The sequence below is a fragment of the Paraburkholderia phenoliruptrix genome (assembly GCF_019511605.1).
In the GTDB taxonomy this organism is placed as follows: domain Bacteria; phylum Pseudomonadota; class Gammaproteobacteria; order Burkholderiales; family Burkholderiaceae; genus Paraburkholderia; species Paraburkholderia phenoliruptrix_A.
In genome coordinates this window covers 63,855-88,460 of record NZ_JAEUAV010000014.1, presented here as the reverse complement: position 1 = coordinate 88,460, position 24,606 = coordinate 63,855, and the positions used below count along the sequence as shown (strand labels likewise).

Annotated in this window: 19 protein-coding genes and 1 pseudogene; 9 read left to right on the top strand and 11 right to left on the bottom strand. The window is 63.9% G+C overall.

All coding sequences use genetic code 11. The features are described from left to right. Positions 1 to 293: 293 nt before the first annotated feature. From hemC to JNB89_RS18490, 3 genes are read left to right on the top strand one after another with little or no spacing between them, the layout of a single operon-like run. On the top strand, positions 294 to 1,298 hold the full coding sequence (gene hemC / locus JNB89_RS18500) for a hydroxymethylbilane synthase (RefSeq protein ID WP_220363225.1): 1,005 nt from the start codon (positions 294 to 296) through the stop codon (positions 1,296 to 1,298). Then, on the top strand, positions 1,298 to 3,319 hold the full coding sequence (gene hemDX / locus JNB89_RS18495; RefSeq protein WP_220363224.1) for a fused uroporphyrinogen-III synthase HemD/membrane protein HemX: 2,022 nt from the start codon (positions 1,298 to 1,300) through the stop codon (positions 3,317 to 3,319). Before hemC ends, hemDX begins: the two co-directional genes overlap by 1 nt. Before the next feature lie 2 nt (positions 3,320 to 3,321). Continuing rightward, a complete protein-coding gene (locus tag JNB89_RS18490) occupies positions 3,322 to 4,512 on the top strand; it encodes a heme biosynthesis protein HemY (RefSeq protein WP_013338529.1) in 1,191 nt (396 codons plus the stop codon). Between the two features lie 217 nt (positions 4,513 to 4,729). Here JNB89_RS18490 and JNB89_RS18485 read toward each other — a convergent pair whose 3' ends face one another. Further along, positions 4,730 to 5,560 carry a helix-turn-helix transcriptional regulator gene (locus JNB89_RS18485; RefSeq protein ID WP_013338530.1) on the bottom strand — a complete coding sequence of 277 codons (831 nt, stop codon included), beginning with the start codon at positions 5,558 to 5,560 and terminating at the stop codon, positions 4,730 to 4,732. A gap of 97 nt (positions 5,561 to 5,657) precedes the next feature. On the opposite strand from JNB89_RS18485, the gene JNB89_RS18480 reads away from it, so the two are divergent. Then, entirely contained in the window at positions 5,658 to 6,548 is an 891-nt protein-coding gene (locus tag JNB89_RS18480; RefSeq protein ID WP_220363223.1) for an SDR family oxidoreductase, read from the top strand. Between the two features lie 220 nt (positions 6,549 to 6,768). Here the strand turns inward: JNB89_RS18480 and JNB89_RS18475 are convergent, their stop codons facing one another. The 3 genes from JNB89_RS18475 to JNB89_RS18465 form a co-directional block, all read right to left on the bottom strand. Next, positions 6,769 to 8,088, bottom strand: coding sequence for an MFS transporter (locus JNB89_RS18475; RefSeq protein ID WP_220363222.1), 1,320 nt, complete (start codon positions 8,086 to 8,088; stop codon positions 6,769 to 6,771). A 272-nt stretch (positions 8,089 to 8,360) separates the two neighbouring features. Continuing rightward, positions 8,361 to 9,119, bottom strand: coding sequence for an SDR family oxidoreductase (locus JNB89_RS18470; protein WP_013338533.1), 759 nt, complete (start codon positions 9,117 to 9,119; stop codon positions 8,361 to 8,363). Positions 9,120 to 9,190: 71 nt separating this feature from the next. Beyond that, positions 9,191 to 10,630, bottom strand: a complete 1,440-nt coding sequence (locus JNB89_RS18465) for an aldehyde dehydrogenase family protein (protein ID WP_220363221.1) — start codon at positions 10,628 to 10,630, stop codon at positions 9,191 to 9,193. A gap of 350 nt (positions 10,631 to 10,980) precedes the next feature. Here JNB89_RS18465 and ppa point away from each other — a divergent pair, with 350 nt between their 5' ends. Both ppa and JNB89_RS18455 read left to right on the top strand, forming a co-directional pair. Then, on the top strand, positions 10,981 to 11,508 hold the full coding sequence (ppa, locus tag JNB89_RS18460) for an inorganic diphosphatase (RefSeq protein WP_013338535.1): 528 nt from the start codon (positions 10,981 to 10,983) through the stop codon (positions 11,506 to 11,508). Between the two features lie 366 nt (positions 11,509 to 11,874). Then, the gene (locus JNB89_RS18455; RefSeq protein WP_220363220.1) at positions 11,875 to 13,992 is read left to right on the top strand and encodes an FUSC family protein; all 2,118 of its coding nucleotides are present in this window, start codon (positions 11,875 to 11,877) and stop codon (positions 13,990 to 13,992) included. Positions 13,993 to 14,046: 54 nt separating this feature from the next. On the opposite strand, the pseudogene JNB89_RS18450 reads toward JNB89_RS18455, so the two are convergent. Further along, a pseudogene (locus JNB89_RS18450) lies at positions 14,047 to 14,373 on the bottom strand (GIY-YIG nuclease family protein); the annotation flags it as partial. Between the two features lie 9 nt (positions 14,374 to 14,382). Further along, on the bottom strand, positions 14,383 to 15,552 hold the full coding sequence (locus JNB89_RS18445; RefSeq protein ID WP_220363218.1) for a GNAT family N-acetyltransferase: 1,170 nt from the start codon (positions 15,550 to 15,552) through the stop codon (positions 14,383 to 14,385). 151 nt (positions 15,553 to 15,703) lie between these two features. On the opposite strand from JNB89_RS18445, the gene JNB89_RS18440 reads away from it, so the two are divergent. Together JNB89_RS18440 and glnK are read left to right on the top strand one after the other, a co-directional pair. Further along, positions 15,704 to 17,443, top strand: coding sequence for an NAD+ synthase (locus JNB89_RS18440; protein ID WP_220363217.1), 1,740 nt, complete (start codon positions 15,704 to 15,706; stop codon positions 17,441 to 17,443). A gap of 115 nt (positions 17,444 to 17,558) precedes the next feature. Further along, positions 17,559 to 17,897: a P-II family nitrogen regulator gene (gene glnK, locus JNB89_RS18435; RefSeq protein WP_006048444.1), complete on the top strand. Its 339-nt coding sequence runs from the start codon at positions 17,559 to 17,561 to the stop codon at positions 17,895 to 17,897. A gap of 208 nt (positions 17,898 to 18,105) precedes the next feature. Here glnK and JNB89_RS18430 read toward each other — a convergent pair whose 3' ends face one another. The 5 genes from JNB89_RS18430 to JNB89_RS18410 form a co-directional block, all read right to left on the bottom strand. Beyond that, the gene (locus tag JNB89_RS18430; RefSeq protein ID WP_013338540.1) at positions 18,106 to 19,227 is read right to left on the bottom strand and encodes a porin; all 1,122 of its coding nucleotides are present in this window, start codon (positions 19,225 to 19,227) and stop codon (positions 18,106 to 18,108) included. Between the two features lie 617 nt (positions 19,228 to 19,844). Then, positions 19,845 to 20,624, bottom strand: a complete 780-nt coding sequence (locus JNB89_RS18425; protein ID WP_013338541.1) for an ABC transporter ATP-binding protein — start codon at positions 20,622 to 20,624, stop codon at positions 19,845 to 19,847. A gap of 41 nt (positions 20,625 to 20,665) precedes the next feature. Further along, positions 20,666 to 21,379 carry an ABC transporter permease gene (locus tag JNB89_RS18420; RefSeq protein WP_013338542.1) on the bottom strand — a complete coding sequence of 238 codons (714 nt, stop codon included), beginning with the start codon at positions 21,377 to 21,379 and terminating at the stop codon, positions 20,666 to 20,668. After that, entirely contained in the window at positions 21,376 to 22,065 is a 690-nt protein-coding gene (locus tag JNB89_RS18415) for an ABC transporter permease (RefSeq protein WP_013338543.1), read from the bottom strand. The genes JNB89_RS18420 and JNB89_RS18415 overlap by 4 nt, the downstream gene beginning before the upstream one ends. Positions 22,066 to 22,370: 305 nt before the next feature. Next, a complete protein-coding gene (locus tag JNB89_RS18410) occupies positions 22,371 to 23,147 on the bottom strand; it encodes an ABC transporter substrate-binding protein (RefSeq protein WP_220363216.1) in 777 nt (258 codons plus the stop codon). A 516-nt stretch (positions 23,148 to 23,663) separates the two neighbouring features. Between JNB89_RS18410 and JNB89_RS18405 the strand changes: the two genes are divergently transcribed. Next, positions 23,664 to 24,374 (top strand): pirin family protein, encoded by a 711-nt coding sequence (locus JNB89_RS18405; RefSeq protein ID WP_013338545.1) that lies wholly within the window; start codon positions 23,664 to 23,666, stop codon positions 24,372 to 24,374. Positions 24,375 to 24,606: the final 232 nt, after the last annotated feature.

Here is a 24,606-nt window from a genome sequence, read left to right as displayed (position 1 = left end):
TCATCGCGCATGCAGCGGCGCGATGCGCGAACGATCGTGCGCGAAGAGGCTCAGGCGGGACAGCCTAAAGTCAGCCTCGAGACAGCCGCAAGACAGCCTCCAAAGCGCGTGGGACAGCCGCGCGTGGCGCGAAGCCCGTCTCCTCCGTTGCTACCGGGTCGGCACGGCGCCCCGCCGCACCTCGATTCGAGCCTTGTTCCGCAACGAGCGGCAGGGGGCGAACCGGGGGGAGAGCGCAAGGGCGCGTGCTAACATTCCTTGTTATTTGATCCCGTCATTCAATCGACAAGCTAATGAACACCGAGACGTTTGCCGCGCCACCCCACACGCTTGTGATTGCTTCGCGAGAGAGCCGCCTTGCCATGTGGCAGGCGGAGCATGTGCAATGTGCGCTGCACAAATTATATCCATCTTGCGAGGTAAAAATCCTCGGAATGACGACACGCGGCGATCAGATTCTCGACCGTACGTTGTCGAAGGTGGGTGGCAAGGGTCTCTTCGTGAAAGAACTCGAAGCCGCGCTCGCCGACGGCCGCGCCGATCTGGCCGTGCATTCGCTCAAAGACGTGCCGATGGAATTGCCCCCGGGCTTCGCGCTGTCCACCATCATGGAGCGCGAAGACCCGCGTGACGCGCTGGTCTCCAACCATTACGAGTCGCTCGCCGCGCTGCCCGCGGGCGCGGTGGTGGGCACCTCGAGCCTGCGCCGCGAAGCGATGCTGCGCATGCGCTATCCGCATCTCGAAGTGCGTCCGCTGCGAGGCAATCTGGACACGCGCCTCGCCAAGCTCGACCGCGGCGATTACGCGGCGATCATTCTCGCCGCAGCGGGTTTGAAGCGCCTGGGTCTTGGCGACAGGATTCGCGCGCTGCTCGATCCGCAAGACAGCTTGCCTGCTGCGGGGCAGGGCGCGCTCGGCATTGAGATTCGCGCAGGCCGGGCGGACCTTGCGGCGTGGCTCGCGCCGCTGCATCACGAGCATACGGCGGCAGCCGTCGAGGCGGAGCGCATGGTGTCGCGCGCGCTCGGCGGCAGTTGTGAAGTGCCGCTCGCGGCCTATGCCGAGTGGCATGACGGCGCGTTGCACCTGCGCGGCGTCGTGGCCACGCCGGATGGCCGGCGCGTGCTCAGTGCGCAGGCCTCGGCGCCCGCACCGACCGTGGAGCGCGCCGTGGCGCTGGGCCGCGAAGTGGCGAACGCGCTCGAACAGCAAGGCGCGATGGAGATTGTCCGCGCGCTGAGCACGGCAAGCGGCCCGGCAGGCGGCACGGCCAACAGCCCGGTCTCCGGCGACTGATGGCCGCCGACACTCCACGCAACGCATCATCCGTGGGCGCCGGTCAGGCGGCGTTCACGGTCGTCATTACGCGACCGGCCGGTCAGTCGAGCGAGTTGATCGCGCGGCTTGCCGCAGCCGGCGTCGCCACGCTCGACTTTCCGCTCATCGACATAGCGCCGGTTGCGGACGACACGCCGCTGCGCGCCGCGCTCGGTTCGCTGGAGCGTTACGCGCTCGTCGTATTCGTGTCGCCCAATGCGATCGACCACGCGTTTGCGAAGAGCGGCGCGATCTGGCCGCATGCGTTGCCGCTCGGCGTGGTCGGGCCGGGCAGTGTGCGTGCGCTCGCGCGACACGGCGTGAGTGCGCCGGCACACCAGGTCATCAGCCCGGCAGCGGGCGTGGATGACGAGAACGGTCGCTTCGATTCTGAGGGACTCTACGCCGCGATCGAGGCCGCGCTCGGCGAGACGGGCCTCGAAGGCAAGCGTGTGCTGATCGTGCGCGGCGACGGCGGCCGCGAGTGGCTTGCGGATCGTCTGCGCGAAGCGGGCGCGCAGGTCGAGACGGTCGCTGCTTACCGGCGCCTCGTGCCCGAACCGTCTATCGGGGCGTGGGCGCGCGTTCATCAACTGCTGGCGGGCGAAGCGCATGCATGGCTGCTCACGAGTTCCGAGGGCGTGCGCAATCTGCACGAACTCGCGCACGAACATCTGACCGCCGACGAAATCGCGCAGCTCAAGCGCGCGCTGCTCGTCACGCCGCATCCCCGTATCGCGCAGACCGCGCGGGCATTGGGTTTTGATAGGATTACGGTGTCCGGCGCGGGCGACGAGCGCATCGCCCAAGCCCTGCTCGCCGCCCTGCCGACCGTAGTTCAACCGGTACCGTCCAATCCGGCTCATTCACCGGCTCAATCACGCATGACTGAAACGAACGCATCCACGAACGCTTCACCCCAGCCGGCCGCGACTGCCAGCTTGCCGCCGAACCAACCCTTCACGCCCTACGAAGCGCAGAAGCGCCGCAGCGCGAGCGGACCGCTGCTGTGGTTTGTCGTCGTGGTTCTGGCTTGCGCCGCGGGCGTGGGCGGGTACGCGCTCAATCGCAAGCTGGAGCGCACCGAACAGCAGATCGCGCAGCGCCAGCAGGCGAACGACACACAAACCAACGAGTTGCGCATCAAGACCGAGCAGGCGCTCGCCACGGTGCGTCAGTCGGACTCGCAGGTCGCGCAACTGGAAGGCAAGCTCGCCGATGCACAGGCCGCGCAACAGGCGCTGCAACAGCAATACGCCGATCTGGCGCGCAATCGCGACGACTGGACACTCGCCGAGGTCGGGCAAATGCTCTCTGCCGCGAGTCAGCAATTGCAATTGACCGGCAACACACAGCTTGCGCTTTTCGCGCTGCAAAGCGCCGACACGCGGCTCGCGGCGTCCGACAGCGCGCAGGCGGTCGCGGTGCGCAAGGCCATCGCGCAGGACATCGACAAGCTGAAGGCGGCGCCTTCCACCGACCTCACAGGTCTTGCCATCAAGCTCGACAACGCGGTCGATCAGGTAGACAGCCTGCCGCTCTCGGGCGAGGCGCCCATTGCGCATGCCACGCCGCGCGCGGCCACCTGGGCCGACACGGCGAAGGTCGCGGCGGCCACCGGCGAGCCGCGCTGGAAAGTGTGGTGGCACGAGGTGACGAGCGGCATCGGCCAGCAGTTGACGAGCCTCGTGCAGGTGCGCCGCATCGACCATGCCGATGCGATGATGGTCGCGCCCGATCAGGGCTATTTCGTGCGTGAGAACGTGAAGCTGCGGCTGTTGTCGGCACGGCTCGCGCTGCTGTCGCGCAACGAGACCACGCTCAAGTCCGACTTGCAGGCGGCGCAAAACGCGCTGACGCGTTATTTCGATGCATCGTCGAAGAAAACGCAGAACGTGGTCGATCTCGTCAAGCAGGTCGAAGCCGGCTCAGCCGCAGTGGAGTTGCCGAATCTGAACACCAGTCTGCAAGCGGTCAATCAATACCGGAGCCGAGGTTAATCATGGCGATCCGGGGACTTCTGTGGCTCGCGTTGCTCTTTGCCATCGCGGTGGTGCTCGCGGTGGTCGGGCGCTTCGACATGGGGCAGGTGCTGCTGGTGTATCCGCCGTACCGCGTCGACATGTCGTTGAATCTGTTCGTGGTCGGGCTCGTGGTGTTGTTCATTCTGGTCTATGCGCTCTTGCGCATCGTGCGCAATATCTGGCGGATGCCGCAGCGCGTGGCTGCGTACCGCGCCCGCGCGCGGGTGGCCAAGGCGCATGCGGCGCTGCGCGACGCAATCGGCAACCTGTACGCCGGGCGCTTTTCCCGTGCGGAAAAGGCCGCCAAAGATGCGCTCGCGAACGGCGACAACAAGGGTGCGGCTGGCTTGATCGCTGCGACGGCGGCGCATCGCATGCATGAATATGGGCGGCGCGACGAATGGCTTGCACAGATCGACCAAGCCGACTGGCAGGACGCACGCCTGATGGCCACCGCCGACATGCGCGCCGACGGCCGCGACGCGGACGGCGCGCTGGCAGCGCTCAAGGAAATGCAATCGCAGGGCGGCCGGCGCATTCACGCGCAACAAATCATGTTGCGCGCGCAACAGCAATTGAAGAACTGGGGCGAAGTGCTCAAGCTCGTCAAGACGCTGGAAAAGCGCGAGGCGATTCATCCGGCTGTCGCTGTGCGTTTGCGTCAACTGGCAGCGGAGAACCTGTTGCGCGATCGTCGGCATAACGCCGATGCGCTGCTCGAACTATGGAACTCGTTGACGCCGACGGAGCGTCATTCGCCGCGTCTCGCCGATCTGGCTGCGGAGCTGCTGGTCGCGCTGAATCGTCCACAGGAAGCGCGCAAGATTGTCGAGGACGCGCTCGCTCAGAACTGGGACGCGCGTTTGCTGCGCCGTTATCCGGACACCGCGGGCGGCGACGCGTTGCCGTTGATCCAGAAGGCGGAGGCATGGCAGAAGGACCGTCCGGACGATGCAGATCTTCTGTTCGCGTTGGGGCGGCTTTGCCTGCATCAGCAGTTGTGGGGCAAGGCGCAGTCGTTCCTCGAGCGTGCGTTGAAGCTGGCCGACAACGAGACGTTGAAGATCCGCTCGCACCGCGCGTTGGCTCGGCTGCACGAGCAGCTAGGCGATACCGAAAAGGCGAGCCTGCATTATCGCGAGAGTGCGTTGGCGATGAATATCGTGTGAGGCTCGCTTTCGCTTCTTCGCTCGCTGTGCGTTTGCTGAAGCGCACGCGATTTCGAATGTCATGACGGATGGCCGCAGCGGGTGCTGCGGCCATTTTGTTTTGACGATGCGCTAACGAGTGGAACAAGCGGCAGCCTGGCCAACCAGGTTCTTCGGGTCACTGCTCGGGGCCACGTCGCGATGACGGTGCATGTTGCGCGTTTTGTCTGCTCCGTCGTCATTCGCCACGCGCGGCGAGCGCTCTGATCCGCTCGGCTATTTTGTCGTCGAGCGGGTTGTAGACGATCATGCTCAGGTCCGGCCGGCCATCGACGGAAAACGCCGAGTATTCGAGCTCGATAGCCCCCAACTCGGGATGCCGCAGGCGCTTGACGTTGTCTCCGTCGCCGTGCCCAACCACCTCGTTGTCTCGCCACAGCGCGTCGAACTCCGGGCTTACGCGGCACAGTTCGTCCACGAGTTCGCCCACTTCGGATGCAAGGCCCGCGCGAGCCACGTCCGCTCTGAACCCGCCCACGACGAAGCGGGCGACGCTTTCCCAGTCGTGCTGCTTCGCGCGAGCCGCCGGATCGCGAAACAGGAAGTACAGGATGTTGCGCTGACTGGGGGGCAGTGCGGCGTAGTCGGTCAGCACGACAGCAGCAGCACGGTTCCACGCAACGATGTCCCAGGTGGCGGTTCTGATCAGCGCCGGGCTCGCGTCGAGCAGATCGAGCAGCCGCTGCAACCGGGGGCTCACGTTCTTCACGGACTTATAGCGGACCTCGGGCGGTCGCCCAAGACCCAGCATGAACAGATGCTCGCGCTCTGCATCCGTGAGCAGCAACGCGCTGGCGACCCGGTCCAGCACTTGCGCCGAGGGCGCGCCACCGCGCCCCTGCTCGAGCCACGTGTACCAGGTCGGGCTGATGTTCGCGCGCTGAGCGACCTCTTCGCGGCGCAGCCCTGGAGTTCGTCTGCGTCCGGAAAATCCGAAGCTCGCTGGATCGAGGCGGGTGCGGCGGCTTTTGAGGAAATCTCCGAGCGACCTCGCTGTGTTCACTGGCATGATGACCCTGTTAGTCGCTTTACTATGATGAGGTCACTACTTTAACGGGATACGCGAAGGCCGGATAGTGAGCGGGGTGACAACCAAGGAGCTCACTATGCGTATTTTTCTGACCGGGGCGACCGGCTTCATCGGCTCGGCTCTTGTTCCCGAACTCATCAACGCGGGTCACGAGGTGATCGGCATGGCCCGTTCCGACGCCGGAGCGCAAGCACTTATCGCGGCGGGCGCGCAGGTGCATCGCGGCACACTGGAAGATCCCGAGAGTTTGCGCGACGGCGCGATGAAGGCGGAGGGCGTGATTCATACCGCCTTCGACCATGACTTCTCCCGCTTCGTCGAAAATTGCGAAAAGGACAAGCGCGCGATCGCAGCGCTGGGTTCCGCGCTCGCTGGGTCGGATCGTCCGCTTGTCATCACTTCGGGAACCGGTGTGGGCAGCGGGGCGCATGGCGAACCGGCGAGTGAAGATGTGTTCAACGCGAGCCACCCCAATCCGCGCATTGCCTCCGAACTGGCGGGCAATGCGCTGCTCGAAGAGGGCGTCAACGTGTCGGTGGTGCGATTGCCGCAGGTCCACGACGTGTTCAGGCAGGGCCTCATTACGCCGCTCATCGCCATCGCCCGCGAGAAAGGCGTGTGCGCCTATGTCGGAGAAGGCCGCAACCGTTGGCCGGCGGGCCATCTCTCCGATGTCGTGCGTCTGTACCGGCTCGCCGTGGAAAAGCGCGAGCGGGGCGCGCGCTATCACGCGGTTGGCGAAGAAGGAGTCAGCAGCCGGGAAATCGCCGAGGCGCTGGGTCGAGGTTTGAACTTGCCGGTCGTTTCGATTCCCCCGCAAGAAGCGGCAGCCCATTTTGGCTGGCTTGCGATGTTTACCGGCCTGGATATGCCGGCCTCCAGCGCCCTGACGCAGTCGCGCCTGGGTTGGCGTCCAACCGGGCGCACGCTCATCGCCGATCTCGACGAAGCGCGTTACGCTCAATGAGCGTCGCTGGTCACGTCAGACCGGCGCGATTTTGGTGCTGCTCCGGCGCCCCTGGTTCGCTGACGGAATAACACATACCGCTGTTCTGGCGGCAGCTTGCCGTGCGATCGGCAACGCAGCAGTGCGCGTAACGGCGCAGTCCCGAGAAACACAAAGCCCTGGCAGCGCAGTGCCGCCAGGGCTTCAGTATCAGCGAGCCGCTTTACGTCACCGCTTTACCTCAGCGATTGACCATCTTCGCCGGCACGCTGATCGCGAGCAGTCCACCCAGCACCATGAACGCTGCCAGCATGTACATGCCCGAATCGTTCGCCGCTGTCGCCTGCTTCAACCATCCCACGGCATACGGACTCAGGAATCCGGCCAGATTTCCGATCGAATTGATCATCGCGATCCCGGCCGCCGCGCCCGTCCCGGCAAGAATCGCGGTCGGCAAGCTCCAGAAGAGCGGCAGCGTAGTGAGAATGCCCATGGTCGCGAGCGTGAGAGAAGCCATTGCAAGCAATGTGTTCTGCGCCCATATCACCGACAGCACGAGCCCGATCGCCCCCGCAAAGGCGGGCAATGCAATATGCCAGCGCCGCTCGCGGGTACGGTCGGCACTGCGCGCGACGAGCACCATTGCCACCACCGCAGCGGCGAACGGAACCGCGGAGAGCAGGCCGATCACCAACGCATCGGTCACGCCGGTCGCCTTGATGATGGTCGGCAGCCAGAAGCTCACGCCGTACAGGCCCATCACGAACGAGAAGTACGTCAGACTGAGCATCAACACGCGGCCGCTCGTCAGCACCTGGCGGATCGGCATGTCGTGTTTGCTTGCTTCCTCCGCGCTCACGTGACGCTCGAGCAGTTGCTGTTCTTCTTTGGTGAGCCACTTCGCTTTGGCAATCCGATCGTCGAGCGCGAAGAACACCAGAATGCCCACCAGTACCGAAGGCAGCCCTTCCAGCAGAAACAGCCACTGCCAGCCATGCCAGCCGTTCATGCCATTGAAGGTCTTGAGGATGTAGCCCGAGACCGGCCCGCCAATCACGCCAGAAAGCGCAATTGCGGTCATGAACCAGGTCGTCATGCGTCCGCGCCGATGCGCCGGATACCAGTACGTGAGATACAGGATGATGCCCGGGAAGAAGCCGGCTTCGGCAACGCCGAGCAGAAAGCGCATCACGTAGAACATGGTCGGCGTGGTGACGAACATGGTCAGCATGGAGATCACGCCCCACGACACCATGATCCGCGCGATCCACACGCGCGCGCCGACCTTGTGCAGGATCACATTGCTTGGGATTTCGAAGAAAAAGTAGCCGACGAAGAAAATACCGGCGCCGAAGCCGTAGACCGCGTCGCTCAGACCGAGATCGCTGGTCATTTGCAGCTTCGCGAAACCCACGTTCACGCGATCCAGATAGGCGACCACGTAGCAGAGCATGAGCAAAGGCGTGAGCCGCCAGTTGACCTTGCGGTAGGTCGCCTCTTCGAAACTGGAAGGCGGCGCGCCCGCGCCGGGATGGTGGAGCGGATCTGCGGGACTAGCCATGATGTCTCCTCTCTTCTTGTGGAATTGAAGTGCCGCGTCGATCGATTCTAGCCGCGCGGCGCGGCTCGCATGTCATTTAGATACCGGGGGAAAACACTGAGCCCGGCAAGCGCCGCGCGTGAACGGCGCTTGCTCGGGTGCGGCTGCTAGCAGGAAAGCTGCGGCGCGGTGCTGGGTGCGGCGCTGGATACTGGCCCGCAGTCTGTGGGAAATGTGGCGGAAAGCGGTAGGCGCGATGTGCAACGCCCGGCGCTCAAACACCGCACGCGCCGCTACACGCAGCGTCCACCGTCCACTTCCAGACACACGCCGGTAATGAACTCCGCTTCGTCCGAAGCCAGATAAAGCGCGGCGTTGGCAATGTCCTGCGGCGTCGAAAAGCGCCCCAGCGGAATGCCGGCGAGAAAGCGCTTGCGGTTTTCGGGCGTGTCCTCGACGCCCATGAACTCCGAGAGCAGGGCCGTTTCACCGATCACCGGATTCACGCAGTTCACCCGAATGCGGTCGGGTCCAAGCTCCACGGCAAGCGACTTGCTCGCGATAATCACCGCGCCCTTGCTGCCGTTGTACCAGACCAGCCCCGGCCGCGGCCGCACACCCGCCGTCGACGCAATGTTGATGAAGCTGCCGCCGCCCTGCTCGCGAAAGTACGGCACGAACTCCTGCACGCTCCAGTAAATGCTCTTCACGTTCACCGCGTACACGCGGTCGAACTCTGCTTCGGTGACTTCGAGCACAGGTTTGTTGCGGTGTGTGGTCCCCGCGTTGTTGACGACGATCTGCACGCTGCCGAAGTCTTCGAGCGCCGCTTCGCGCAGCTTTTGCCAGTCCTCGCGTTGCGCGACGTTGCCCGCCACCGCAATCGCCTTGCCGCCCGCCAGCGCAATTTCGCTCGCGACGCGCTCGGCCGCCGGGCCGTTCAGATCGTTGACCACCACGTTTGCGCCTTCGCGCGCGTAAGTCTTCGCGATGCCCTCGCCGAAACCCGAGCCGGCGCCTGTGACAATGGCCGTTTTACCTGTCAACCGCATGATGTCTCCGCTGTGTATGTTGTGAGATTGTGACGTTGCGGCCTGCTATACCGGCATTCGCGCCCGCAGGGCTAGCCGTGGCGGATCGCAATGGTTTTCAGCACGGTGAAGCCGTACAGCGCTTCGAAGCCCTTTTCGCGTCCGTGGCCCGAATGCTTGACGCCGCCAAACGGCAATTCCACGCCGCCGCCCGCGCCGTAGTTGTTGATGAACACCTGGCCCGAGCGCAAACGCCGTGCAAGACGCATCTGCCGCGCACCGTCGCGCGTCCAGATGCCGGCCACGAGACCATATTGGGTACCGTTGGCAAGCGCGAGCGCCTCGTCTTCGTCGTCGAAGGACATGGCGGCGAGCACGGGGCCAAACACTTCGTCGCGCGCGAGACGGTGGCTCGCGGGTACGTCGCGCAGCAAAGTGGGCGCCTGGTAGAAGCCGCTTTCCGGCGCTTCGGGGATCACTTCGCCATGCGCGGCCATTGCAATGCCGTCGTGCTGGGCGTCGGAGAGAAAGTCCCACACGCGCCGCTGTTGCTTTGCGTTGATGAGCGGCCCGCAATCCAGGTCCGCATGCGAAGGCCCTACGCGCAACGCGTTGAACGCGTTGCTCAGCCGGTCGAGCAGGGGCTCGTAAATGCCGCGCTCGATCAGGACCCGGCTGCCCGCCGAGCAGGTTTGCCCGGCGTTCTGCACGATCGCCGAAACGAGTACGGGCAGCGCGGCGTCGAGGTCCGCATCGGCGAAGACGATTTGCGGGGACTTGCCGCCCAGCTCGAGCGTGACCGGCACATGGTTTTCGGCGGCCATTTGCGCGACCAGCTTGCCGGTTTCCGGCGAACCCGTGAACGAAATATGATCGATGCCCGGATGACGCGCGAGCGCCGCTCCGGCGTCGTGTCCATAGCCTGTGACCACGTTCAGCGCGCCCGCCGGCAGGCCGGCCTCTGCCGCCAGTTCGGCCACGCGCAGCACGGAAAGGCAGGCGTCCTCGGCGGGTTTGACGACGCACGCATTGCCGGCCGCCAGCGCCGCCCCCACGCTGCGCCCGAAAATCTGCATCGGATAGTTCCACGGCACGATGTGGCCGGTGACGCCATGCGGCTCGCGGATCGTCATGACCGTGTAGCCCGCCTGATAGGGCAGCGTTTCGCCGTGCAGCTTGTCGGCCGCGCCAGCATAGAACTCGAAGTAGCGCACGAGCGCCGCCGAATCGGCGCGCGCCTGCTTGAGCGGCTTGCCGGTGTCGCGCGCTTCGAGTTGCGCCAGTTCTTCCTGGCGCGCGGCGACGAGCATCGACAGACGATACAGCACGCGTCCGCGTTCGGCCGCGCTGGCCGCGCCCCATGCGCCTTCGAACGCACGGCGGGCCGCTTGCACGGCGGCGTCGACATCCGCCCCGGTACCGCGCGCGAGCTGCGTGAACGGCTGGCCGTCCGAGGGATCGAGCACGGCGATGGTCTCGCCGCCTGAAGCAGCGGTCCACTCGCCGCCAATGAAATGCCGGGCTTCTTCCATGCAGACTCCTTAAGAGGTGGCGCAGCAGGCGCACGCTCGAGCGGATGCGCCAAGCGGGCGCCGTTACACGGTGTTCACAAACCAGCAGCACGCTCGGAGCACACAGCGTGACACGCGCGCAGAGAGACAGGCAGCGATACACGCGCAAACAGCAGCGAGTGACCGGGATGCGACGCGCCAGACGATTATCGCGCCGATCCGGCAAGGGGTGCCATCTGCCGATTGGCTATAATGGCGCATTCCTGACTGTCCGGCCGTAGCGCTCGCATTCGAGGCGAGTTTCACCACGCATCGCCTCGGGCCCCGCGCCGCTTGCCGTGCTCCGAATTCCATCTGACCAGAGAGCGCTCATGAGCTTCAATAACGTCCCCGCAGGGAAAGACCTTCCGCAAGATTTCAACGTCATCATCGAAATCCCGGCGCAAAGCGACCCGGTGAAGTATGAAGCCGACAAGGACCTGGGCCTGCTCGTCGTCGACCGTTTCATCAGCACCGGCATGCGCTATCCGGCCAACTACGGCTTCATTCCGCAAACGCTGTCGGGCGACGGCGACCCGGTCGACGTGCTGGTGATCACACCGTTCCCGCTGCTGGCAGGCTCGGTGGTGCGCGCACGCGCGCTCGGCATGCTGCAAATGACCGACGAATCGGGCGTGGACGCGAAGCTGATCGCCGTTCCGCACGACAAGATCTGCCCGATGACCGCGAGCCTGAAGTCGATCGACGACGTGCCGGCGTACCTGAAGGACCAGATCAAGCACTTCTTCGAGCAATACAAGGCGCTGGAAAAGGGCAAGTGGGTGAAGGTCGAAGGCTGGGCCGACATCGAAGCCGCGCACAAGGAAATCAGCGAAGGCGTGGCGAACTACAAGAAGTAACTTGCGTGACGCGCCGCTCGGCAGAACCAGCGGTTCGCCGAGCGCCACGCATCCCGCCACAAACCGCGCGAGCCCGCCAGGGCCGCGCGGTTTTTTTTGCATGTGCATCGGCATGAGTGAAAGTTTGCGGCCGGCCCCGCTCGCTGTTGCGCCCACATAGCCGAACTGCATCGCGCGGATGAAGCAAAGCCATTTTTATATCTCGGTGTAAACCCTTATGATTTGTGGCCTGCGGCGGATCGTCCCGGCGTAGGCTGGTTGCCAATGCCATGCACAGCGCCGCCTGGCCCTGCATGGCACGCGGTATGCCGCGTTCGTCAAACTACATTGTCAGCCACACGCCCGCTTCAGGAGCACACCGTCCGGATGTCGAACCGCAAGTTCAACCCGCCGTCTTCTCTGCCACGCTGGTCGAATCGGCTGTATGCGATCGCCACGGCGATCTATCGCAAGCGGCCGGTGTGGATGGTGTCGTTTTCGACCAGCGAGGCGAGTCTCTCCGAAGGCTTGCGCGCAGCGTGCGCATCGACGGCAATGCTCGCGCTCGGCAACCTGTTGCACGATCCCGTATTTGCGTGGGCGGCCATCGGCGCCTTCTGGACCTGTCTTGCCGATGCGGCCGGTTCGAACCGTGCCCGCTTTGCGTCGATGATGGGCTTCGCGCTGCTTTCCACGCTGTGCGGCGGGCTTACCGCTTTGGCGTCGGCAAGCGGCACGGTGGCGGCCGCGCTCGCACTTCTCGCGTTCACGAGCCTCGGCGGATTCGGCCGCATCTGGGGCGCGGCCACCTCGCAAGTGACGATTCTCGCCGCCACCGCCTGCGTTGTGATGGTGGACCGGCCCATGCACGACGTGCGCGAGGGGCTCGCGTTCCTCGGCGTCTATCTGAGCGGCTGCCTGTTCGCGGTCGTGCTGAGCCTGACCGTGTGGCGCATACACCCGTTCGGCGCGAGCCGCGCGTCGTTGCGCACGGTGTATTCACGGCTCGCGGATATTGCGTTCGACAGCGCGCGTCTGCTGCAACAGCGCAGCACGCCGCGCGAGTGGGCGACGCACGCCGCAAAGTTTCGCGCCGACGCACGCGCGGCGCTGGAGCGCGCGCGTCAGGCGCTGGCCGCCGTGCCGGCCGCGCGAGCCGGCGGGCGCGACACTTACTACGCACTGCTTGGCCTCTTGACCGAAGGTGAGGCATTGTTCGCGTATCTGATCGCCGTCTCGGGCGCGTGCGAAAAAATGCCGGGCGGCGGCCAGCATGCTCGCCAGGTCACGCGCGCCGCGCGTCTCCTCGCAGGCATGGGCGAGCGGCTGCGCAACATCGGCGGGGACGCGAACGAAGCGCGCTGGACGCGCGTTTCGCAACTGCAGTTGCGTGTGCGCCGGCTCGCGCGGCGTCTCGAAAGTGCGTTGCCGGAACCGGTGAAGCTGAAATCCGACTTCGAGCTGGTGGACTTCACGCCCGTGCAAGAAGTGCCGCCGGGTTTCGCACAGCGCGCCGCGCTCATGCTTGCGCGAGCCTGGACGACGCTCAAGGCGAATCTGTCGCTCAAGTCCGTGGGTTTGCGGCACGCGGCGCGCGTGGGTGTGACGACGACCGCCGGCTTTCTCGTGATCCGCGCGCTCGGCCTGCCATTCGGCTATTGGGCGACCATGGCGACGCTGCTGATCCTGCAGCCTTCCATTGCCGCTACCTGGCCGCGCAGCATCGAACGCGCTGCGGGCAGCATTGTCGGCGGCGTGCTGGCGGCGGGCATCGGCTACGCGATTCATTCGCCGCTCGGCATTTCACTGGCGGTTTTTCCGCTCGTGATGGCGACAATGGCGCTGCGCCCAGTGAGCTACAGCCTCTTCGTGCTGTTCCTCACGCCGACCTTCGTGCTGGTGGCCGACTTCGCAGCGCCAGGCGCGAGCGGTATCGCGTATGCGCTCACGCGCCTTGGCAACAACGTGCTGGGTTGCGTGCTCGCGCTTTTCGCCACGTTCTACCTGTGGCCCACGCGCGAAAAGACCGATTACCGCGCGTATCTGAGCGACGCGGTGCGTGCCAACCTCGCTTATCTGCTGGCGGCGCTCGAGTCGCCGGATCAAGGCGAGAAGGAGATGGAGCGCCTGCGCCGGGCGGCGGGTCTCGGCAGCAACAATGCTGAGGAAGCCATTGCGCGGGTTCGCCTCGAAAAGCTTGAAGACTCGATGGTCGACACGGTCGCGCTGACGGTGCTGAGCGTGCTGCGCAAGATGGCGGGAACGGCGACGCAGCTTCGCCTGAGCGCGAACCGGCGCAAAGCGCACGATATGCACGCGGATCTGCGCGCTTGGGTGGAGGCGGTGAGCGCGGACATCGAGGCCGCGCTGAACCGCACGATTGTGCCGCTGCGGCACGAGCTTCCGTCACGGGAACGTTTGACGCCGCTCGAGGCGGACGCGGTGGGCGAACTGGCGCTGATGCAGCGACTGCTCACCGAGCGCATGCGCGAAGCGCGCGGATAATACGCTGTCCCGGCAAGGGCGCTTCCATGCACGCGCTCACGCACTCGGTGCTCACGCGCCGCTGTCTTCCCCCGCCACTTCTTCGACACGGACGGCCAATTGCGGCTCGGGCAACGGTATCACCGATTCAAGCGTGCGTGCGCCCGCAGCCAGCGCGCGCTTCTGGTCCGGGCTCAACCGCTTCACCCAATATTCGGCGCGCGAGGCGCTCGAACGGTTTGCCAGTTCGAACGACGCCAGCACGCGCACCGGCTTGCGCGAACGCGTATAGCGCGCCCCCGCGCCGCTCGCGTGCTTTTCGAAGCGCGCCTCGACGTCGGTGGCAATGCCCGTGTAGACGCTGCCGTCCGAGCATTCGAGCAGATAGAGAAACCATGCCATGAGCGCGCGTCAGCTTTTGAACGGATTGTGTTCGCGCAGCTCGTCCACATACGCGTGGATGCTGTTCTTCTCGTTGTCGAGAAAGTGGCCCACCGCATCGGCGAAAGCAGGATGCGCAAGCCAGTGCGCCGAGCGCGTCACCGTCGGCAGGAAGCCGCGCGCCATCTTGTGTTCGCCTTGGGCGCCGCCTTCGAACGCCCCCAGTTTTTCTTCGATGCAGAATTCGAGCGGCTGATAGTAAGCGGTCTCGAAGTGCAGGCAGGGCACGTGTTCGAGCGCGCCCCAGTAGCGGCCATACAGCGTGCCACCGGTCTTCGCGTCGCGTTGATAGACGACGAGCGAGCTCGCGATAGGCTTGCCTTCATGCTCGGCCATGACGAGCAACAGGTTTTCCGGCATCGACGCACCGATCATGCGGAAAAAATCCAGGTTCAGGTACGGAGTCGAAAAGTGCTCGCGGTAGGTCTGCCGATAGCATTTGCTGAAGAAGCGCCAGTCCGCGTCTTGAATGTCCTCGCCGCGAATGCGGCGCATCGTGATGCCGGCGTCGCGCACCTTGCGGCGTTCCGCGCGAACGTTCTTGCGCTTCTTCTGCTCGAGGGTCGAGAGAAAGTCGTCGAAGTCGCGGTAGCCGTCGTTTAACCAGTGAAATTGCACGCCTTCACGCTGCATCATGCCCATCTCGGTAAGGGCCTGCGCTTCGTCCCCGGTCGGAAAAAGCACATGCAGCGACGACACGTCCGCCTGCTCGGCGAACGCCATCAAGGTGGCCGCGAGGTGCCGCAACGCGTGCGGGTCGGTTGCGAGCAGACGGTTGCCCTGCACCGGCGTGAACGGCACCGCGCACAGCAGCTTTGGGTAATAGGGCAAGCCGTTGCGCTTGTACGCGTCGGCCCAGGCCCAGTCGAACACATACTCGCCGTACGAATGGCCCTTCAGATAAACCGGCGCGGCCGCGGCGAGCTTGCCCGTGAGCGGATCGGTCAGCGTGACGAATTGCGGTGCCCAGCCGGTGTCCGCCACCGCGCAACGGGTGGCGTGCAGCGCGTTCAGAAACTCGTGACGCAGAAACGGCGTGGGTTGCGGCTGCCGCGCGAGGAGGGCGTTCCATTCGGTGGCGTCAACCTCGGAGGGCGACGCCAGAATGCCCGTGCGATAATCAAAGCGTTCCTGATTCAATCTGTGTGACTGTCCCAATGAGCGACGCGGTCCGTCGAGCACGTACTGCGTCGTTCGTTTATCCGATTGTCGTTTGCCCGTTCATCCGTTCCGTCGAGCCAATAACAAGCCGCGTGACTCGCAAGCTGCCAGCTTGCCCGTCGATCCTGCCATGAAGACACGAATCGCTCTTGCCCAAATCAATGTCACCGTCGGCGACTTCGCCGGCAATGTCGCGAAGATCGTTGCAGCCGCGCGTGACGCACACAACGCCGGCGCGAAGCTGCTGGTCGCGCCCGAACTCGCGCTGTCCGGCTACCCGCCCGAAGATCTGCTGCTGCGCCCCGCGTTCTATACCGCGAGCGCCGCGGCGCTCAGAGACCTTGCCGCTCAGATCGAGCCCCTTGCCGGGCTGCATGTGATTGTCGGTCATCCGTTGCGCGATAGCGCGAACGGCGCGAACCAGGGTCATGGTAATGCAAACGCGCCGATCGAGCGCGGCGTGCCGCCGGTCGACACGTTCAACGCGGCGTCTTTGCTGGTCGACGGCAGGATCGTGGGCACCTATCGCAAGCAGGATCTGCCCAACACCGAGGTGTTCGACGAGAAGCGCTATTTCGCGTCCGATCCGCAGCCGTTCGTGTTCGAGCTCGACGGCGTGAAGTACGGCGTGGTGATCTGCGAGGATGCGTGGCATGCGTCGGCCGCGCAAATGGCGAAGGCCGCGGGTGCCCAGGTGCTGCTGATTCCGAACGGCTCCCCGTTTCACCTGAACAAGGAAGCGGTGCGCTTCGACATTCTGCGCGCGCGGATTCGCGAGACCGGATTGCCGATGGTCTACGTGAACATGGTCGGCGCGCAGGACGAACTCGTGTTCGACGGCGGCTCGTTCGTGCTCGACGCTCACGGCGAACTGGTTGCGAAAATGCCTCAGTTCGAGGAGACGACCGCATTCGTCGAGTTCGAAAACGGTGCGCCGGTGCGCAACCAGACAAGCGCGGCGAACGGCAGCAGCGGCGCTGACCACGCAATCGCGCCCGAGCTCACGCTCGAGGCGCAGGTGTACGCCGCGCTCGTCATGGGCGTGCGCGACTACGTGGACAAGAACGGTTTTCCGGGCGCGCTGATCGGCTTGTCCGGCGGCGTGGATTCCGCGCTGGTGCTAGCGGTCGCTTGCGACGCGCTCGGCGCGGACCGTGTGCGCGCGGTGATGATGCCCTCGCGCTACACGGCGGACATCTCCACCACGGACGCCGCCGACATGGCCCGTCGCGTCGGCGTGCGTTACGACGAAATCGCGATTGCGCCGATGTTCGACGCGTTCCGCAACTCGCTCGCGCAAGAGTTCGCAGGGCGGCCCGAAGACGCCACCGAGGAAAACATTCAGGCCCGCATTCGCGGCACGTTGCTGATGGCGCTGTCGAACAAATTCGGCTCGATCGTGCTGACAACCGGCAACAAGAGCGAGATGGCGGTGGGCTACTGCACGCTGTACGGCGACATGGCCGGCGGCTTCGCGGTGATCAAGGACATCGCCAAGACGCTGGTGTACCGCCTTTGCCATTACCGCAATCAGGCGAGCACCTTCGAGAGGCAGAACGTAATTCCCGAGCGCATCCTGACGCGCGCGCCTTCCGCGGAATTGCGCGAGAACCAGACCGATCAGGACAGCTTGCCGCCGTATGACGTACTCGACGCGATCATGCGCATGTACATGGAAGAGGACCGCTCGCTCGCCGAAATCATCGCCGCCGGTTACGCGGCCGAAGACGTGAAGCGCGTCACGCGGCTCATCAAGATCAATGAGTACAAGCGCCGCCAGGCGCCGATCGGCATTCGCGTCACGCATCGCGCGTTCGGGCGCGACTGGCGTTATCCGATCACCTCGCGCTACACCGAACCGGTGGAATGAACCAGCACGGTGCGCTGCCCAAAGCGCGCCGGAGTGCCGCAAGGCATCCGGCGCGGCGTAGAATAAAAATCATCCATCTTCCTTTCACTCTTCCAGTCACGAGACGAGGTTCGCCATGAAGCGCATCACCGCAGTCATCAAACCGTTCAAACTCGACGAAGTGCGCGAGGCGCTCGCTGAAGTCGGCCTCACGGGCCTGACCGTTACCGAGGTCAAAGGCTTCGGCCGGCAGAAAGGGCATACCGAGCTCTATCGTGGTGCAGAGTATGTGGTCGACTTTCTGCCGAAAGTGAAGATCGAAGTGGTCGTGGCGGACAATCAGTGCGATCAGGTAATCGACGCGATCATTGGCGCGGCGCGCACCGGCAAGATCGGCGACGGCAAGATCTTCGTCGCGGACGTGGAGCGCGTGATTCGCATCCGCACCGGCGAGGAGAACGAAGCGGCAGTGTAAGCCGCTCGCGCACCGAAGCGGTGCGCCGCGCGTGACTCGAACGCCAGGCGCTTCAGCGCGAATTCGCAGAAGTTCGCACGCCAATAAAAAACGGTGCGATACCCTTTCGGACATCGCACCGATACGCGCCTCTCGCAGCAGCGTGAAAAAGATTCTCTCGGAGAAATTCTAGACCCCGAAGGCCATGCCTTCGAGGAACACCGTTCGATTAGAACGAGTGCTGGATACCTGCGTACACGCCGGTCTGGCTGTGACCCGGCAGCGGGTTCTCGTTGTACGTGGTCGTGCCGCCCGACGTGATGTTGCCGCCAGGGCCTGCGCTGTTCGCGTCCAGACCGAAGTTGGCCGACTTGCTGTTACGCACGGTCGCAATCTGGATGTCCAGCAGCGTGCGCTTGGACAGGTTGTACGAGCCGCCGATCGTGTAGATCGTCGCGTTGCCGCCGCCCTTGTTCGCGTTCACGTGATAGACCGCGGCGATCAGCGCTGCAGCCGGCGTGGCTTGCCACGTCACACCACCCCATTCGTGATCGAGCGAAGTCGGTGCGGTGCCTGCCGCGCTTGCAGCCGACGAAGTACGCACTGCCTGGTACGCGCCCTGAATCTTGAATTGGCCCAGGAACACGTTGAATGCAGCCGTGTATTCGCGCGATGCGGTGAACGGGTCCGTGAAGTTACCGTTGCCGCTGTTGCGGATTTCGTCGTACATGCCGCGCAACTGGAACAGCGACGAGGTGTACGTGAGTTGCAGACCGGCTTCACGGCCTTGCGGCGTCGTGCCGTTACCGTTCCAGTTCGTCGCGTTCGACAGCGCGTACTGGCCGTACACGTCAAAGCCGTAGAACTTCGGCGACTGGTAAGCGATGTTGTTGCTCGATTGCGGCCAGTTGCGGCCGCGCACCAGCGATGCCGACGACCAGTTCGATTGACCGAACGGGTCGAAGTCCCACACGCCGTTCGAGATGAAGAGCATGCGGCCCATGGTCAGCGTACCGTATGCGCTGTTCGACAGACCGACCGTTGCCCAGCGATTGAAGAGACCGCCGCCGCCAGGACCTTGGCCGTTCATCGTGTTGAACGAGCCTTCCAACTGGAACAGGACCTTGTTGCCGCCACCGATGTCCTCGACGCCCTTCATACCCCAGAGGCTCGTGCCCCAGTCACCGCTTTCCGCGCGCCAGCGCGAGGTTGAACCGGTATAGTTGGCATTCGGCAGCCCGCTGATGTATTCGAGACCTGCATCCAGGCGGCCATACAGTGTCACGCTGCTTTGAGCATGCGCAACGACCCCGGCCGACATCAGCGCAGCGGCGAGCAAAGCTTTCTTCATCTTCTCCTCCATACCCTGTCAAAAAGTGAAACCCAGTACTGCGAATGGTGTTCGGACGCGAGCCGCGCCGAACAGAAATCGGTACCAGGGAGATTAGCGGGCGGATTGGTCTCCTGTCCTGACGTGCAGCCTTGGGGCTGTTCTTTGCGTCATGCCGATCCCTCGCCGACCGGTTCTCCTCTGTGCTTTGAAGTCAAACTACTTTTAATGTACTTAGTTTTGCTACTTTGGTTACTAATTTATCAAAAATAGACTTGAGTGTGAGAAGAAATTAGTACCGACGCCGACCTGTGTCTCCAAATTGCAATACGGATGTGCGCCAAGACCCGTTGCGGCCTTCGCCAAAACGTCGAAAACCCTTATGCGACAAGGGAATCACGGATCGCGGGAGGCAAGATCAAGGATTGCCACTATTGACGCGTGCCATGCGGCAGGCTAGTGCGAAAAACGTGGGCTGGAGGGCGGGTGGGACCAGACTTTCGCGGCCAGAAAGCGCGGATTACGCAGTTGACCGAAATAAAAAAGGCGCTCGTAAGCGCCTTGTAAAACTACTTTGACTACAGCCGGTAATCAAGTTTCGTCGGGAAATCTCAAATACCAGGCTGTGCGATATGTTTCTATTTGAGGCTGCCGGAAAGGAACTGCTTGAGCCGCTCGCTGCGCGTGTTCCTGAAGACCTCGTCCGGGTGGCCTTCTTCTTCCACGCGGCCTTGATGCAGGAACATCACGTGGTTCGACACGTTGCGGGCGAACGCCATTTCATGTGTGACGACGATCATCGTGCGGCCTTCTTCGGCCAGCGTCTGCATGACCTTGAGCACTTCGCCGACCAGTTCGGGGTCGAGTGCGGAAGTGGGTTCGTCGAACAGCATGACGTCAGGGTGCATGGCGAGCGCGCGGGCAATCGCCACACGCTGTTGCTGGCCGCCCGACAGGTGCGACGGATACTGCTTCTCGAGGCGCGGTGCAAGACCAACTTTCTCCAGATACTCGCGAGCGCGGTCTTCAGCTTCCTTGCGCTTGAGGCCGAGCACGTTCACCGGCGCCTCGATGATGTTTTCGAGCACGTTCATGTGCGACCACAGGTTGAAGTGCTGGAACACCATTGAGAGTTTGGTGCGCACCCGTTGCAGTTGCTTGGGGTCCGACACGCGCAGCGCGCCGTTCTTCGCCAGTTGCGTACGCACTTCTTCTCCATCCACGAAGATGCGCCCGGCATTCGGCTGCTCGAGAAAGTTGATGCAGCGGAGCATCGTGCTCTTGCCCGAACCGGACGAACCGATCACGCTGATTACGTCGCCGGCGTTCGCCTTCAGCGAAACACCCTTGAGGACTTCGTTGTCGCCGTACTGTTTATGAAGCTCGTCGACGAAAAGCTTTTGCTTCGTGTTGTTCATCAGGATCCTTGGGCGTGCTTACGTGCGGGGCGCGGGGCCGGTTATTTGCCTTGCGGCCGCAGATAGGCGAGCCAGCGGCGCTCCGCGCGGCGAAACAGCCACACGAGCGCGAAAGAAATGCACAGATAGAGCAGGGCGGCAATGCCGAAAGCGTTAAACGACTGGTACGTTGCCGAGTTGACGTCGCGCGCGATCTTGAGAATGTCCGGCACGGTCGCGGTGAAGGCGACGGTCGTGGCGTGCAGCATCAGAATCACTTCATTGCTGTAGTACGGCAACGCGCGGCGCAGCGCCGAAGGCAGAATCACGCGCCGGTACAGCGTGAACGACGACATGCCGTACGCGCGCGCCGCTTCGATTTCGCCGTAGGGCGTGGCCTTGATCGCGCCCGCGAAAATTTCGGTGGTGTACGCGCAGGTGTTCAGCGTGAAAGCGAGCAGCGTGCAATTCATGCCTTCGCGGAAGAACGCGTTGGTCAGCTCGTGGTTGCGCACGATCTCGAGGCTGTACAGACCCGTGTAGCAAAGCAGCAACTGCACATAGAGCGGCGTGCCGCGAAAGATGTACGTGTAGAGCCAGACGAGACCGGCGAGCCATTTCTTCTTCGAGACGCGCGCCACTGCCAGCGGAATCGACAGGCAGAAGCCGAGCCCGATCGACACGACCAGCAACCACAGCGTGATTGCGAGGCCGGTGAAGCGGTAGCCGTCGGTATAGAGATAGTTGCGCCAGTATTCCTGAATGATCTCGATCATAGATCCGCCTTTCGCACGCCGGTCGAGTAACGCTTTTCGAGGTACATCAGCACGAAGTTGGACACTGTGGTGATGGCGAGATAGATGGCCCCCGCAAGCAGGGTAAAGAAGAAGAACCGCAAGGTGCCTTTGCCCGCGTCCTGCGAAGCCTTGACCACGTCCGCGAGACCGATGATCGACACCAGCGCCGTGGCCTTCACCATGACCTGCCAGTTGTTGCCGATGCCGGGCAGCGCGAAGCGCATCATCTGCGGGAACATGATGCGGGAGAACACCTGCCAGCTCGTCATGCCGTAGGCCGCGCCGGCTTCGAGCTGGCCGCGCGGCACCGCGAGAAACGCGCCGCGGAACGTCTCGGTGAAATACGCGCCGTAGATGAAGCCGAGCACCGCGACGCCGGCCACGAACGGGTCGATGTCGATCTGCTCCCAGCCGAGCATGTCGGTCAGATTGTTGAGCCAGATCTGAATGCTGTAGAAGAGCAGCAGCATCAGCACGAGGTCGGGCACGCCGCGCACGAGCGTCGTGTAGACGGTGCCGGCGCCGTACGAAAGACGGTTCTTCGACAGTTTCGCCGCCGCGCCAAGAAGGCCCAGCAAGAAAGCGAGCGCCAGTGACAGAACCGCCAGCTTGACGGTTTGCCAGGTGCCGTTGAGAAGCAGCGGGCCGTAGCCTTGAAGGAACATAGGGGGTCCTTGACGATGCGTTTGCGACACACCGCGAAAGACGCGGCCGGACCGGCGCCGCGTACCACCGCGGGCATGGCCCGCCGCGCTTCGCGGCGCACAGCGCACCGCTGTGCAAATCATGACTGCATGGCCGTTGCCGGCCTTGCAGCGCGCTTTTCGACTCTCTTTGAAACCAGACCGACTGTATTACGAAGCCCCGGGCGCGCCCATGCGGGCGAGCCCCGAGTCTCCTCTTGCTGCATGAGGGAAGCCCGGCTGGGCTCCCGAAGCGGGCGGCCGTTTCGGGCGGGCCCGTCGTGCGCTCAGTGTCCCGGGTAGATCTCGAAGTCGAAGTACTGCTTTTCGAGCTTCCTGAACGTGCCGTCCTGATGAACCTGCGCGAGCGCCTTGTTGAACATCGTCTTCAGGTCGGCATCTTCCTTGCGCAGACCGATGGCCGTGCCTTCGCCGATGGTTTTCGCGTCTTTCACTTCCGGGCCGGCCCACGCGAAGCCCTTGCCGCGCGGCGTTTTCAGAAACCCGGCGTCGGCCTGGATCTCGTCTTGCAGCGCGGCGTCGAGCCGGCCGGAGGTGAGGTCGGCGTAGACCTGATCCTGGTTCTGATAGGGCACCACCGTCACGCCCTTCGGCTCCCAGTACGCCTTGGCGTACGCTTCCTGGGTCGTGCCCTGTTCGACGCCGACGCGCTTGCCTTTCAGCGATTCAGCGGTGGGCAAGAGCGGCGAGCCGGCTTTCGCAATCATGCGGGCGGGAGCGTCGAACAGCTTGTCCGAAAAGTCGATCTGCTCGCGGCGCTTGTCCGTAACAGTCAACGACGACACGATCGCGTCGAACTTCTTGCCCTTCAGTGCGGGGATGATGCCGTCGAAATCCTGCTCCACCCATACGCACTTGACGTTCATTCGTGCGCACAGCGCCTTGGTCAGATCGACGTCGAACCCGACTACCTGGCCGTTGGCCGCCTTCGATTCGAACGGCGGATAACTGGCGTCAACCCCGATGCGTACGGTTTTCCATTCTTTTGCCATGGCGCCGGTGGCCATGACGGCGAGCGCTACGCACAGTGCGAGCTTCTTCATGTTTCTCCTGGGTCAAACTGATCGTCTCGGTGTCCGATCCCGACGAAGCCTGGCTTGTGGCCGGCCGTCGCTATTCTAGGCGGTCAAAATTGCGGCGCCCTCGCGGTTTGCCGCGTCGCGTCCGGCCGTGCCGGCGCGCTTTGCGCCACCATGTGCGGTGAAAAGCGCGGTATTTTACCCGAACAGGGAACGTGCGCCAGTGCGCGACGCCGGTGCTGTCCCGCGCCGCGGCAAGCGCGTTGCGTGGGCGCGACGCATGCGGGCGCATCGCTGCAAGGCCGTGCGCTGCGGCTTGGGTCGAGGAGTGGCGTGGAAGTCACGGCGACGGGTATGGCGTGCCGAGGGCTCATGCGGGTTCGTGTGGGCGCATGCGGGCTCACGGGCTCTAACGCGGAACGCTGCAATCCAGTCCGATTACCCGGATTTGCGAAACGATCCGGTGCACTGGCGCCCGATTGTCCGCGAGGCGGCAAGCCCATACATTCTCGCCATCGCCAATTTCACCGGGAGTACGTCATGATCGAAATTCGCCGCTCCGCAGAACGGGGCCATGCCAACCACGGCTGGCTCGACTCGTATCACAGCTTTTCGTTTGCCGACTATCGCGACCCCGAGCACGTTCATTTCGGGCCGCTGCGGGTGATCAACGAAGACCGCATCGCGGGCGGCCAAGGATTCGGCACGCACGGGCACCGCGACATGGAGATCGTTACCTATGTGCTCGAAGGCGCGCTCGCGCATCGCGACAGCATGGGCAACGGCTCGACGATCCGTCCTGGCGACGTGCAGCGCATGAGCGCCGGCACGGGCGTGATGCACAGCGAGTTCAACGCGTCGCAGGACGAAGAAGCGCATCTCTTGCAGATCTGGGTGATTCCGCAACGCGCCGGCGATCAGCCGGGCTACGAGGAAAAGCGCTTCGACGCCGCCGAAAAGCGTGGCCGCCTGCGCGTGGTCGCGTCGCCCGACGGCCGCGACGGTTCGGTGACGATTCATGCCGACGCGTCGATCTATGCCGCGCTCATCGACGGCGCGGAGACGGCCAGCTTCGCGGTGCCGCAAGGGCGGCTCGTCTACGTGCACGTGGCGCGCGGCTCGCTGACGGTCAACGGCGAGGCGCTGCAAGCCGGCGACGCAGCCAAGCTCAGCGATACCGACACGGTGACGCTCGAAAAGGGCGAGCAGGCGGAAGTGCTGCTGTTCGACCTCGGACGATTGAACGGGTGACCTGGCGCGCGTTGCATCGCTCGACCGGAAATGGTTGAGCGTGCAACCAGTGCGAGCGGGTGCTTAAACCGTTTAACCCGCCGCTTGACTCGCCGCTTAACCCGCCGCTTAACCCACCACTTTCCCCGCCGCTTGACCGACAGGCGGAAGAGCGGAGCCACAAGCGGCCCAATAAAAAACGCCACGGAGGCCTCTCCGTGGCGTTTCTGTTTTGCGAAGGCAAGCGATGCCA

Bases quoted from the DNA above. Each gene is read 5' to 3' on its own strand.
- JNB89_RS18415 (WP_013338543.1), bottom strand. From the start codon at position 22,065: ATGTTCCTTCAAGGCTACGGCCCGCTGCTTCTCAACGGCACCTGGCAA.
- glnK (WP_006048444.1), top strand. From the start codon at position 17,559: ATGAAGCGCATCACCGCAGTCATCAAACCGTTCAAACTCGACGAAGTG.
- JNB89_RS18425 (WP_013338541.1), bottom strand. From the start codon at position 20,624: ATGAACAACACGAAGCAAAAGCTTTTCGTCGACGAGCTTCATAAACAG.
- JNB89_RS18465 (WP_220363221.1), bottom strand. From the start codon at position 10,630: ATGGAAGAAGCCCGGCATTTCATTGGCGGCGAGTGGACCGCTGCTTCA.
- ppa (WP_013338535.1), top strand. From the start codon at position 10,981: ATGAGCTTCAATAACGTCCCCGCAGGGAAAGACCTTCCGCAAGATTTC.
- hemC (WP_220363225.1), top strand. From the start codon at position 294: ATGAACACCGAGACGTTTGCCGCGCCACCCCACACGCTTGTGATTGCT.
- JNB89_RS18470 (WP_013338533.1), bottom strand. From the start codon at position 9,119: ATGCGGTTGACAGGTAAAACGGCCATTGTCACAGGCGCCGGCTCGGGT.
- JNB89_RS18455 (WP_220363220.1), top strand. From the start codon at position 11,875: ATGTCGAACCGCAAGTTCAACCCGCCGTCTTCTCTGCCACGCTGGTCG.
- JNB89_RS18480 (WP_220363223.1), top strand. From the start codon at position 5,658: ATGCGTATTTTTCTGACCGGGGCGACCGGCTTCATCGGCTCGGCTCTT.
- JNB89_RS18475 (WP_220363222.1), bottom strand. From the start codon at position 8,088: ATGGCTAGTCCCGCAGATCCGCTCCACCATCCCGGCGCGGGCGCGCCG.
- JNB89_RS18430 (WP_013338540.1), bottom strand. From the start codon at position 19,227: ATGAAGAAAGCTTTGCTCGCCGCTGCGCTGATGTCGGCCGGGGTCGTT.
- hemDX (WP_220363224.1), top strand. From the start codon at position 1,298: ATGGCCGCCGACACTCCACGCAACGCATCATCCGTGGGCGCCGGTCAG.
- JNB89_RS18485 (WP_013338530.1), bottom strand. From the start codon at position 5,560: ATGCCAGTGAACACAGCGAGGTCGCTCGGAGATTTCCTCAAAAGCCGC.
- JNB89_RS18410 (WP_220363216.1), bottom strand. From the start codon at position 23,147: ATGAAGAAGCTCGCACTGTGCGTAGCGCTCGCCGTCATGGCCACCGGC.
- JNB89_RS18420 (WP_013338542.1), bottom strand. From the start codon at position 21,379: ATGATCGAGATCATTCAGGAATACTGGCGCAACTATCTCTATACCGAC.
- JNB89_RS18405 (WP_013338545.1), top strand. From the start codon at position 23,664: ATGATCGAAATTCGCCGCTCCGCAGAACGGGGCCATGCCAACCACGGC.
- JNB89_RS18440 (WP_220363217.1), top strand. From the start codon at position 15,704: ATGAAGACACGAATCGCTCTTGCCCAAATCAATGTCACCGTCGGCGAC.
- JNB89_RS18490 (WP_013338529.1), top strand. From the start codon at position 3,322: ATGGCGATCCGGGGACTTCTGTGGCTCGCGTTGCTCTTTGCCATCGCG.